Annotated in this window: 19 protein-coding genes; all 19 read right to left on the bottom strand. The window is 56.0% G+C overall.

Going from position 1 to position 10,123, the window contains the following annotated elements:
* Positions 1-916 (bottom strand): DNA-directed RNA polymerase subunit alpha (locus ACXJ5O_RS11350; protein WP_457299981.1); only part of this gene is annotated, 916 nt, incomplete at its 3' end.
* Between the two features lie 111 nt (positions 917-1,027).
* Positions 1,028-1,417 carry a 30S ribosomal protein S11 gene (rpsK, locus tag ACXJ5O_RS11345; protein ID WP_008124952.1) on the bottom strand — a complete coding sequence of 130 codons (390 nt, stop codon included), beginning with the start codon at positions 1,415-1,417 and terminating at the stop codon, positions 1,028-1,030.
* Between the two features lie 131 nt (positions 1,418-1,548).
* Positions 1,549-1,917, bottom strand: a complete 369-nt coding sequence (gene rpsM / locus ACXJ5O_RS11340; protein ID WP_008124949.1) for a 30S ribosomal protein S13 — start codon at positions 1,915-1,917, stop codon at positions 1,549-1,551.
* Positions 1,918-2,129: 212 nt separating this feature from the next.
* Positions 2,130-2,780, bottom strand: coding sequence for an adenylate kinase (locus ACXJ5O_RS11335; RefSeq protein ID WP_210004289.1), 651 nt, complete (start codon positions 2,778-2,780; stop codon positions 2,130-2,132).
* On the bottom strand, positions 2,777-4,117 hold the full coding sequence (gene secY / locus ACXJ5O_RS11330; RefSeq protein WP_457299980.1) for a preprotein translocase subunit SecY: 1,341 nt from the start codon (positions 4,115-4,117) through the stop codon (positions 2,777-2,779). The genes ACXJ5O_RS11335 and secY overlap by 4 nt, the downstream gene beginning before the upstream one ends.
* Before the next feature lie 133 nt (positions 4,118-4,250).
* Positions 4,251-4,727 (bottom strand): 50S ribosomal protein L15, encoded by a 477-nt coding sequence (gene rplO, locus ACXJ5O_RS11325; RefSeq protein ID WP_457299979.1) that lies wholly within the window; start codon positions 4,725-4,727, stop codon positions 4,251-4,253.
* A gap of 17 nt (positions 4,728-4,744) precedes the next feature.
* Positions 4,745-4,945, bottom strand: coding sequence for a 50S ribosomal protein L30 (gene rpmD / locus ACXJ5O_RS11320; protein ID WP_106663217.1), 201 nt, complete (start codon positions 4,943-4,945; stop codon positions 4,745-4,747).
* Between the two features lie 67 nt (positions 4,946-5,012).
* The gene (gene rpsE / locus ACXJ5O_RS11315) at positions 5,013-5,576 is read right to left on the bottom strand and encodes a 30S ribosomal protein S5 (RefSeq protein WP_457299978.1); all 564 of its coding nucleotides are present in this window, start codon (positions 5,574-5,576) and stop codon (positions 5,013-5,015) included.
* Between the two features lie 213 nt (positions 5,577-5,789).
* Positions 5,790-6,152 (bottom strand): 50S ribosomal protein L18, encoded by a 363-nt coding sequence (rplR, locus tag ACXJ5O_RS11310; RefSeq protein ID WP_457299977.1) that lies wholly within the window; start codon positions 6,150-6,152, stop codon positions 5,790-5,792.
* Between the two features lie 12 nt (positions 6,153-6,164).
* Positions 6,165-6,698, bottom strand: coding sequence for a 50S ribosomal protein L6 (rplF, locus tag ACXJ5O_RS11305; RefSeq protein WP_457299976.1), 534 nt, complete (start codon positions 6,696-6,698; stop codon positions 6,165-6,167).
* 25 nt (positions 6,699-6,723) lie between these two features.
* Positions 6,724-7,122 carry a 30S ribosomal protein S8 gene (gene rpsH, locus ACXJ5O_RS11300; protein WP_106716801.1) on the bottom strand — a complete coding sequence of 133 codons (399 nt, stop codon included), beginning with the start codon at positions 7,120-7,122 and terminating at the stop codon, positions 6,724-6,726.
* A gap of 12 nt (positions 7,123-7,134) precedes the next feature.
* Positions 7,135-7,440, bottom strand: coding sequence for a 30S ribosomal protein S14 (rpsN, locus tag ACXJ5O_RS11295; RefSeq protein WP_106716802.1), 306 nt, complete (start codon positions 7,438-7,440; stop codon positions 7,135-7,137).
* Positions 7,441-7,465: 25 nt separating this feature from the next.
* Positions 7,466-8,023 (bottom strand): 50S ribosomal protein L5, encoded by a 558-nt coding sequence (gene rplE / locus ACXJ5O_RS11290; RefSeq protein WP_457299975.1) that lies wholly within the window; start codon positions 8,021-8,023, stop codon positions 7,466-7,468.
* Positions 8,016-8,327 (bottom strand): 50S ribosomal protein L24, encoded by a 312-nt coding sequence (gene rplX / locus ACXJ5O_RS11285; RefSeq protein ID WP_106716804.1) that lies wholly within the window; start codon positions 8,325-8,327, stop codon positions 8,016-8,018. The genes rplE and rplX overlap by 8 nt, the downstream gene beginning before the upstream one ends.
* Before the next feature lie 10 nt (positions 8,328-8,337).
* Positions 8,338-8,706: a 50S ribosomal protein L14 gene (rplN, locus tag ACXJ5O_RS11280; RefSeq protein ID WP_008124924.1), complete on the bottom strand. Its 369-nt coding sequence runs from the start codon at positions 8,704-8,706 to the stop codon at positions 8,338-8,340.
* Positions 8,707-8,790: 84 nt separating this feature from the next.
* On the bottom strand, positions 8,791-9,033 hold the full coding sequence (gene rpsQ / locus ACXJ5O_RS11275; RefSeq protein ID WP_112526907.1) for a 30S ribosomal protein S17: 243 nt from the start codon (positions 9,031-9,033) through the stop codon (positions 8,791-8,793).
* Positions 9,034-9,044: 11 nt separating this feature from the next.
* Entirely contained in the window at positions 9,045-9,245 is a 201-nt protein-coding gene (rpmC, locus tag ACXJ5O_RS11270; protein WP_008124920.1) for a 50S ribosomal protein L29, read from the bottom strand.
* 12 nt (positions 9,246-9,257) lie between these two features.
* Complete coding sequence (gene rplP, locus ACXJ5O_RS11265; protein ID WP_106716806.1) at positions 9,258-9,671, bottom strand: 50S ribosomal protein L16; 414 nt, start codon at positions 9,669-9,671, stop codon at positions 9,258-9,260.
* Positions 9,672-9,711: 40 nt separating this feature from the next.
* The coding region (gene rpsC, locus ACXJ5O_RS11260) for a 30S ribosomal protein S3 (protein WP_457299974.1) at positions 9,712-10,123 on the bottom strand (412 nt) is incomplete at its 5' end.

The following is a 10,123-nucleotide window of genomic DNA, read 5'->3' as shown; positions in this document are numbered from 1 at the left end:
CTTCCTTGATTTCGTTCAGTGACTTGCGGCCGAAGTTCGGTGTGCGCAGCATCTCTGCTTCTGTCTTCTGGATGAGATCGCCAATGTAGACGATGTTATCATTCTTCAGGCAATTTGCCGAACGAACCGAAAGTTCGAGTTCATCGACCTTCTTGAGCAGTGCAGGATTAAACGCGAGTTCGGTAACCTGTTCCTGCTGAACTTCCTTCTGCGGCTCGTCAAAGTTGACGAAGATCGCCAGCTGGTCCTGGAGAATACGCGCTGCATAGGCAACGGCATCTTCRCCGGWGATCGAACCATCGGTCTCGATCGWSAGGATCAGCTTGTCATAATCGAGAACCTGGCCCTCGCGGGTGTTCTCGATCTTGTAGGATACCTTGCGGACCGGCGARTAMAGGCTRTCGACCGGGATCARGCCGATCGGMGCGTCTTCKGCRCGGTTGCGGTCRGCCGGMACGTAACCCTTGCCGGTGTTGACGGTGAATTCCATGCGGATTTCAGCGCCTTCATCGAGCGTGCAGATAACGTGATCCGGATTGAGGATCTCGATATCGCCAACCGTCTGGATATCGCCAGCTGTCACAACGCCCGGGCCTTCCTTGCGGACGACCATGCGCTTGGGTCCATCGCTCTCCATGTGGATAGCGATTTCCTTGATGTTGAGGACGATGTCCGTCACGTCTTCACGCACACCTGGGATCGACGAGAATTCATGCAGAACGCCGTCGATCTGTACAGCTGTCACGGCAGCGCCGCGCAGCGAGGACAGGAGCACACGGCGCAAGGCGTTGCCGAGGGTCAAGCCATAGCCGCGTTCCAGCGGCTCAGCGACGACCGTTGCCTTGGTCTTCGAGCCGGAGGTCTGGAACTCGACCTTGTTCGGCTTGATCAATTCTTGCCAGTTCTTCTGGATCATCTATTTTTCCTTCATCCTTGCCTTTACCACCATCCAATCGTGGCATTGAGGCGTGGAAACCGCAGAGGAGCTGAAAGCCAGCTCTTGCGGCCTATGCTTGTCGCAATAAAATTATACGCGGCGACGCTTGCGCGGGCGGCAGCCATTGTGCGGGATCGGCGTTACATCGCGGATCGATGTAATCGTGAAACCGGCAGCCTGCAGTGCGCGCAGAGCCGACTCACGGCCGGAGCCCGGTCCGCAAACCTCGACTTCGAGCGAGCGCATGCCATGTTCCTGCGCCTTCTTGGCACAATCTTCAGCAGCCATCTGGGCTGCGAACGGCGTGGACTTGCGTGAGCCCTTGAAGCCCTGTGCACCGGCGGAAGACCAGGCAATCGCATTGCCCTGTGCATCCGTGATGGTGATCATCGTATTGTTGAATGTCGAATTGACGTGGGCAACGCCCGACGAAATATTCTTGCGCTCGCGACGGCGAACGCGCGTGGCTTCTTTGGCCATGGTAGTCCTTTCAGTTGATCTCGACGCCTCCGTATTTCCAGAGGCTACACCGCGGTTTCAGTTAAAGTGCGAAACCAGCACTTGTTCGCCCCAAAAGGCGAAACCGGCGCAGCGAACCGCGCCGGAAAATCTTACTTCTTCTTGCCGGCAATTGCCTTGGCAGGACCCTTGCGGGTACGCGCATTGGTATGCGTACGCTGACCGCGAACCGGAAGCGAGCGGCGATGACGCAGGCCGCGGTAGCAGCCCAGATCCATCAGACGCTTGATGTTCATGGAAACTTCACGGCGCAGATCACCTTCAACATGGTAATCGCGATCGATTGTTTCACGAATCTGCAAGACTTCCGCATCGGTCAACTGATTGACGCGACGCTCTGCAGGAATGCCGACTTTCTCGACGATTTCCTGTGCAAACTTTTGACCAATCCCGTGAATGTACTGAAGCGCGATTACAACGCGCTTGTTCGTCGGGATGTTGACGCCAGCAATACGAGCCACGCCTGTTCTCCTTGTTAACCGGCAGAGCTGGATGGCCAATGCGGCAGCCAGATGACGGGATGAAAATTATATTCGGGGACAAACACAAACGATCAGCCCCGAACCTCTCTTACCGGATCGGCGCCGACCGCTTTATATTCCCAAGCGAATTTGCGCCGTACTTGAAGGAATCGCCGTGAAAAGTCAACTCCTTCGATGAAATTATGTCAGACTTATAAATCCGACAGAATTTTTTCGATAGATGCGGTGACGTCGTCCATGTCAGCCATGCCATCGACCTTCCTCAACTTGCCCTTGGCATAGTAGTAGCCAATCAGCGGTGAGGTCTGCTTGTAGTATGCCTCGAGGCGCGTGCGCACCGTTTCGGCGTTGTCGTCCGGACGGCGCTTGAATTCCGTCGAACCGCATTTGTCGCAAACACCTGCCACATGCGGCTTCTTGTTGGTGTCATGATATCCGGTGCCGCACTTCGCGCAGGAATAGCGGCCGGATATACGCTCGACGAGGACGTTGTCATCGACTTCAAGCTCGATCACGCAATCGAGTTCGAGACCCTTGTCGGCCAGCATTTGCTCGACCGCGTCTGCCTGGATCAACGTTCTCGGATAACCGTCGAGGATAAACCCGTTGACCGCATCCGGCTGATCGATGCGTTCCGAAACGATCGCGTTGACGATCTCGTCGGACACCAGCTTGCCGGCATCCATGACAGCCTTGGCACGCAAACCGACGTCGGTTCCGGCCTTCACTGCGTCACGCAGCATGTCCCCCGTGGAGAGCTGCGGTACACCAAATTTTTCTACCAAGCGCTGAGACTGAGTTCCCTTACCTGCCCCCGGTGGTCCGAGAAGTATTAATCTCATCTGTTGCGTTTCCCTCCCCGGAGCTTCGACTTCTTGATCAGCCCTTCATACTGGTGCGCAATCAGATGTCCCTGGATCTGTGCAACCGTATCGAGCGTAACGCTCACGACAATCAACAGCGATGTACCGCCGAGATAGAAAGGAACACCGGCCCATGAAATCAGGAACTCAGGCAGCATGCAGATGACGACGAGGTAGATTGCACCGAGAACTGTGACACGCGTTAGAACATAATCGATATACTCGGCCGTACGTTCGCCGGGGCGAATGCCGGGGATGAAACCCGAATGCTTCTTCAACTGGTCGGCCGTGTCCTTCGGATTGAAGACAAGCGCCGTATAGAAGAAGGCGAAGAAAACGATCATCGCTGCATAGAGCGCCATATAGGCAGGCTGGCCATGACCGAGCGACGACAGGATGGTCGTTGCCCAGGCTGGCATCTGATGGCTCTGCGCGAAGCCGGCAATGGTAGCTGGCAACAGCAGCAGCGAAGAGGCGAAGATCGGCGGAATAACGCCGGCGGTGTTCAGCTTCAGCGGCAGATGCGACGTATCGCCCTGGAACATGCGATTGCCGACCTGGCGCTTCGGATACTGGATCAGAAGGCGGCGCTGTGCACGCTCGACGAAAACGATGATGCCGATGACGGCAATGGTCAGAACGATGATCGCCAGGATCACGCCAGTCGACAGCGCACCTGTCCGGCCGAGTTCCAGAGTACCCGAAATGGCTTGCGGCAGATTGGCGACGATGCCGGAGAAGATGATCAGCGAGATACCATTGCCGATGCCGCGTGCGGTAATCTGCTCGCCCAGCCACATCAGGAACATCGTGCCGCCGACAAGCGTGATCACCGTCGAGAACATAAAGAACGGTCCGGGATTGGTAACGATACCCTGACTGCCCTGTAGGCCCGCGGCAATCGCGTAAGCCTGAACCGTTGCCAGAAGCACGGTGCCATAGCGCGTATATTGATTGATGACCTTGCGGCCCTGCTCGCCATCTTTTTTCAGCTGTTCAAGCGCCGGAACGACCGACGTCATCAGCTGGACGATAATCGAAGCCGAAATATAGGGCATGATGCCGAGTGCAAAGATCGCCATGCGCGCAACAGCGCCGCCGGCGAACATGTTGAACATGCCGAGAATGCCCTGCGACTGGTGGTTGAAGGCCTGGGCGTAGGCGGCAAGGTTGATACCCGGTAGCGGGATATAGGTTCCGAGCCGGTAGACCAGCAATGCGCCAAGCGTAAACCAGATGCGCTTTTTGAGCTCATCGGCCTTCGAGAAAGCAGAGAAATTGAGATTTGACGCGAGCTGTTCAGCGGCTGAAGCCATTATAGTCTCCGGTCTGTGCCCGTTAGAGCGCCGTCCTGGCCCCGATATCGGGAATCAACGGTCTTACCCAGATATGTGCCCTTAAGAGAAGGTACAAGCGGCGATCACGAAGATCGCCGCTTGTATAGTCATTTTATTCAGCAGCTGCAGGAGCAGCTGGAAGCTTGACGGTACCGCCGGCCTTTTCAATCTTTTCGATCGCAGCCTTGGATGCACCGGCAACCTCGAAGGTCACAGCAGTCTTGATCTCGCCGTCGGACAAGAGACGCACGCCATCCTTGGCGCGGCGAATGATGCCGGCAGCCTTCAGAGTATCGAGCGTAACCGTTGCCTTCGCATCGAGCTTCTTGGCATCGATAGCAGCCTGGATACGGCCAACCGAAACGGTGTTGAAGTTCTTCGAAAAGATGTTGGTGAAGCCGCGCTTTGGCAAGCGGCGGTAAAGTGGCATCTGTCCGCCTTCGAAACCGTTGATGGCAACGCCCGAACGCGACTTCTGTCCCTTGACACCGCGGCCGGCAGTCTTGCCGGAACCGGAACCGATACCACGGCCAACACGCTTGCGTGCCTTGGTGGCGCCTGGATTTTCACTCAGATCATTGAGTTTCATTTGTCTAATCTCCGGTATCAAGCCTCGTCCACGACGCGGACGAGATGTTGAACCTTTGCAATCATGCCGCGAATTGAAGGCGTATCTTCAAGCGTACGGCGGCGATGCATCTTATTGAGGCCCAGGCCGATCAGCGTTGCGCGCTGCTCTGCCGGACGGCGGATAGGGCTGCCGATCTGTTCGACCGTAACCGTCTTACCCTTCTTCTTCTCAACCATGACTTTGTCCTTTAGTCTCTACAGTGAGCAGGAGCCAGTGGCCCTGCCCTGCTGCGCCAATTATGGCCTATTCTTCCGAACCGACCACATCGCGGCGGCGAGCCTGCAGTGTCGAATACTTGATACCGCGCTGGGCAGCGATGTCCTTCGGGTGCATCTGGTGCTTCAAGGCATCGAATGTCGCGCGAACCATGTTGTATGGGTTCGACGAACCGAGCGACTTGGCAACAACGTCCTGTACGCCAAGCGTCTCGAAGACGGCGCGCATTGGACCACCGGCGATGATACCTGTACCAGCTGTGGCTGCACGAAGCAGAACCTTGCCGGCGCCATGACGGCCTTCAACATCGTGATGAAGGGTACGGCCCGAACGCAGCGGCACGAAAATCATTTCGCGCTTGGCGGACTCAGTTGCCTTGCGGATAGCTTCCGGCACTTCGCGTGCCTTGCCATGACCGAAACCAACGCGGCCCTTCTGATCGCCGACAACGACGAGAGCAGCAAAGCCGAAACGCCGGCCGCCCTTGAYGACCTTGGCGACGCGGTTGATGTGTACGAGCTTGTCAACGAATTCGCTATCGCGCTCTTCGTTGCGGCCGCGATCTTCGCGGCTTCTCTTTTCCTGTGCCATGCTCCTAATTCCTTTTTCTTTTCCGGTAGCACGAATGATTTTACCGTGCCGTGCATCCACTTGGATCCACATAGGCCGCAGTAACGGTCCTTGTTGCGCAGAATTCCCGCAAACCGTCCGGTTCAGGGGGGCTTATGCGCTATCGAAGTCCGGCTTGCAAGAGGCGAGCCCCTGCAGTTCCGGACTTCGAAACTTTTGCCTTAAAAGCTCGTCTTAGAAACTAAGACCTGCTTCACGGGCAGCTTCAGCAAGTGCCTTGACACGGCCGTGGTAAATGTAGGCGCCACGATCGAAGACAACTTCCTTGATGCCGGCTTTAACAGCACGCTCTGCAACGAGCTTGCCGATCAATGCCGCTGCGTCCGAATCTGCACCGGTCTTCAACTGGCCCTTAAGGTCAGCTTCGAGAGTGGATGCGGATGCAATTGTATGACCACGCGCATCGTCGATGACCTGCGCATAGATATTCTTCKAAGAACGGTGGACGCTGAGCCGCGGACGGTCACCGGCAACCGCCTTGAGCTGGCGGCGAACACGCGAAGCGCGACGCTGAATGATTTCTTTCGGCGATGCCATGACACGAATTCCTTACTTCTTCTTACCTTCTTTACGAACGATCTTCTCGCCCGCATATTTCACGCCCTTGCCCTTGTAAGGCTCCGGGCTCCGATATTCGCGAATCTCGGCTGCGACCTGGCCAACCTGCTGCTTGTCGATACCGGTCACGACGATTTCCGTCGGCTTCGGAACGGCAACAGTGATGCCTTCCGGCACCTTGTAGACAACTTCATGGCTGAAGCCGAGCGACAGCTGCAGGTTCTTGCCCTGCATTGCCGCACGATAGCCGACGCCGCTGATTTCCAGGCGCTTTTCGAAGCCGTCCTTAACACCTGTGAAGATGTTGACGACCATGGTGCGGCTCATGCCCCACTTCGAACGAGCAACCTTGGTGCTGTCACGCGGACTAACGCTGACAGCACCGTCTTCGAACTTGACTACAACATCGTCATTGGCGACGAAGCTGAGTTCACCCTTCGGGCCTTTGGCCTTGATGGTCTGGCCGTCTACGCTGGCTGTTACGCCTTGCGGGACTGCCACTGGTTTTTTACCGATACGAGACATTTTTCAAACCTTTTCAAGCCGGTGCTTAGAATATACGGCAGAGCAGTTCGCCGCCGACATTCTGTTCACGTGCCTCGTGGTCTGCCATGACGCCCTTCGGCGTCGACAGGATCGAAATACCAAGTCCGTTCGCAACCTGCGGGATCGACTTGACCGAAACGTAAACGCGACGGCCAGGCTTCGAAATACGGGTGATCTCGCGGATCACCGGCACGTTCTCAAAATACTTCAGTTCGATTTCGATCTCGGACTTGCCGTTGTCGAAATCAACCTGGCTGTATCCGCGGATATAGCCTTCAGCCTGTAGAACATCCAGAACGCGGGCGCGCAGCTTGGAGGCCGGGGTCGAAACCTTGCCCTTCTTGCGCATGGTTGCGTTACGGATACGCGTCAGCATATCGCCGAGAGGATCTGTCATAGACATCTGTCTTCTCCCTTACCAGCTCGACTTCACGATGCCAGGCACCTGGCCGAGCGAACCCAGCTGGCGCAATGCGATACGCGACATTTTGATCTTGCGGTAATAACCGCGCGGACGGCCCGAAACTTCGCAACGGTTGCGAATACGAACCTTGGCGGAATTGCGTGGCAGCTCTGCCAGCTGGATGGTGGCGCGGAAGCGCTCATCCAGAGGAAGCGACTGATTCATCACGACAGCCTTCAGGCGCGAACGCTTTGCAGCGAAACGCTTTACCAGAAGACCGCGGCGCTTGTTCTTTTCGACTGCGCTCGTCTTTGCCATTTCAAATACCTCGCTACGCTTGCCGTTACTGGCGGAAAGGGAAGTTGAAGGCGCGCAGGAGAGCGCGTGCTTCATCATCCGTTTTTGCAGTCGTACAAACGATGATGTCCATGCCCCAGATCTGATCAACCTTGTCGTAGTTGATTTCCGGGAACACAATGTGCTCCTTGATGCCCATGGCGAAGTTGCCACGACCATCAAAGCTCTTCGGGTTCAGACCGCGGAAATCTCGAACGCGCGGAAGCGCGATGTTGATCAGGCGATCGATGAATTCATACATGCGCTCTTTGCGAAGGGTGACCTTCGTTCCGATCGGCATATTCTCACGAACCTTGAAGGTTGCGATCGAATTGCGCGCACGGGTAATAACCGCCTTCTGGCCGGCAATCAATGCCAGATCTTCAGCTGCGACAGTTGGCTTCTTGGAGTCGGCAGTTGYCTCGCCCACACCCATGTTGAGAACAACTTTGGTGATGCGCGGGATCTGCATCTCGTTGTCGTATTTGAACTCCTCGAGAAGCGCCTTACGTACCACTTCCAGGTACTGCTTCTTCAGACGGGGTTCGATCTTTGCATCAGCCATCGATCAGATCTCCTGAACGCTTTGCTACACGTACCTTCTTGCCGTCCTCGAGGATCTTGAAGCCAACGCGGGTCGGCTTTCCATCCTTGTCGGCGATAGCAATGTTCGACAGATGGAGCGGCGCTTCTTTCGAAATGATGCCGGCTTCCTGGGTCTGTGTCTGCTTCTGGTGACGCTTTACAAGATTAACGCCGCGAACGAGCGCCTGCTCGTCCTTCGGCAAAACTTTGATTACTTCGCCGGTACGGCCCTTGTCCTTACCAGCTAGAACGACAACGCGGTCGCCTTTACGGATCTTCTGCATCGTCTGCTCCTTACAATACTTCTGGAGCCAGCGAGATGATCTTCATGTGGCTCTTTGCGCGAAGTTCGCGCGGAACCGGTCCGAAGATACGGGTGCCGATAGGCTCTTTCTTGTTGTCGATCAGGACAGCAGCGTTCTTGTCGAAACGAATAACGCTACCATCTGCGCGACGGATGTCCTTGGCGGTACGAACAACCACCGCCTTCATCACGTCACCCTTTTTCACGCGGCCGCGCGGAATTGCTTCCTTGATCGAAACGACAATAATGTCGCCGACCGAAGCATATTTCCGCTTCGAGCCGCCCAGCACCTTGATGCACATGACACGACGTGCGCCGGAATTATCCGCGACGTCGAGGTTTGTTTGCATCTGAATCATGACTAGCCGCCTTCTTCTTGTTCAACCGGACTGGGCTTTCCTTGCCCCTCGCGATTGCTGCGTCTTACATACAGATCGTTAGTATTAAGTTGCGGGGGCGTCGGTTACGACAACCCAGCATTTGTCTTTCGAAATCGGCTTGGATTCCTCGATGGAAACCATATCGCCAACCTTGAACTGGTTGCTCTCATCGTGCGCCTTGTACTTCTTGGACTGGCGCACAGTCTTCTGGAGGAGCGGGTGCGAATAGCGCCGCTCGACCTTGACCACAACGGTCTTGTCGTTTTTGTCGCTCACGACAACGCCCTGCAGAATGCGTTTAGGCATGGTTTTCTTCCTTAAGCCTTGCTCTCGACCGCTTTTTGGCGGGCGACAGTCTTGATGCGCGCAATATCACGGCGGATCTGCCGGACGCGAGCGGTTTTTTCCAACTGGCCGGTTGCCTTCTGGAAGCGCAGGTTGAACTGCTCTTTCTTCAGGGAACCCAACTCTTCATTCAACTGATCGAGGCTCAAGGCCCGAACTTCTGCGGATTTCATGACATCCACCCCTTATTCTGCGATGCGCTGAATAAAGCGCGTCTTGACCGAAAGCTTGGCCGCTCCGAGACGGAGGGCTTCACGAGCAGTTTCTTCCGAAACGCCGTCGAGCTCGAACATGACACGGCCTGGTGCGACACGGGATGCCCAATAGTCAACCGAACCCTTACCTTTACCCATGCGGACTTCAGTAGGCTTCGATGTGACCGGCACATCCGGGAAAATCCGGATCCACACACGACCGGCACGTTTCATGTGACGGGTAATTGCACGGCGAGCGGCTTCGATCTCACGCGCGGTAACGCGGTTCGGCTCGAGGGCCTTCAGGCCGAAAGCACCAAAATTAAGGTCCGTGCCGCCTTTCGATGCGCCGTGGATACGGCCCTTGAACTGCTTGCGGAACTTTGTGCGCTTAGGCTGCAGCATTGTTCTCTACTCCAAAATTCTCGTTTCCGAAAGACGCTATTTAAGCGTTTTCGCGGCGACGGCCCGAACCCTGATGGCTGGCATCACCTTCAACAGCGCGGCGTTCGGAAGCCATTGGATCGTGCTCAAGGATTTCGCCCTTGAAGACCCAGACCTTGACGCCGCAAATGCCGTAGGCAGTGTGTGCTTCAGCAGTTCCGTAATCGATATCGGCACGAAGGGTATGCAAAGGCACGCGGCCTTCACGGTACCACTCCATACGCGCAATTTCCGCGCCGCCGAGACGGCCCGAACAATTGATACGAATGCCTTCTGCACCAAGACGCATTGCCGACTGAACGGCACGCTTCATGGCACGGCGGAAAGCAACACGACGTTCCAGCTGCTGCGCGATCGACTGCGCAACGAGAACTGCGTCTGTTTCCGGCTTGCGGACTTCAACGATATTGAGC

Source organism: Phyllobacterium sp. P5_D12 (assembly GCF_054049495.1).
Note: the sequence above shows the minus strand (reverse complement) of the source record. Positions and strands in the feature narration are given on the sequence as shown.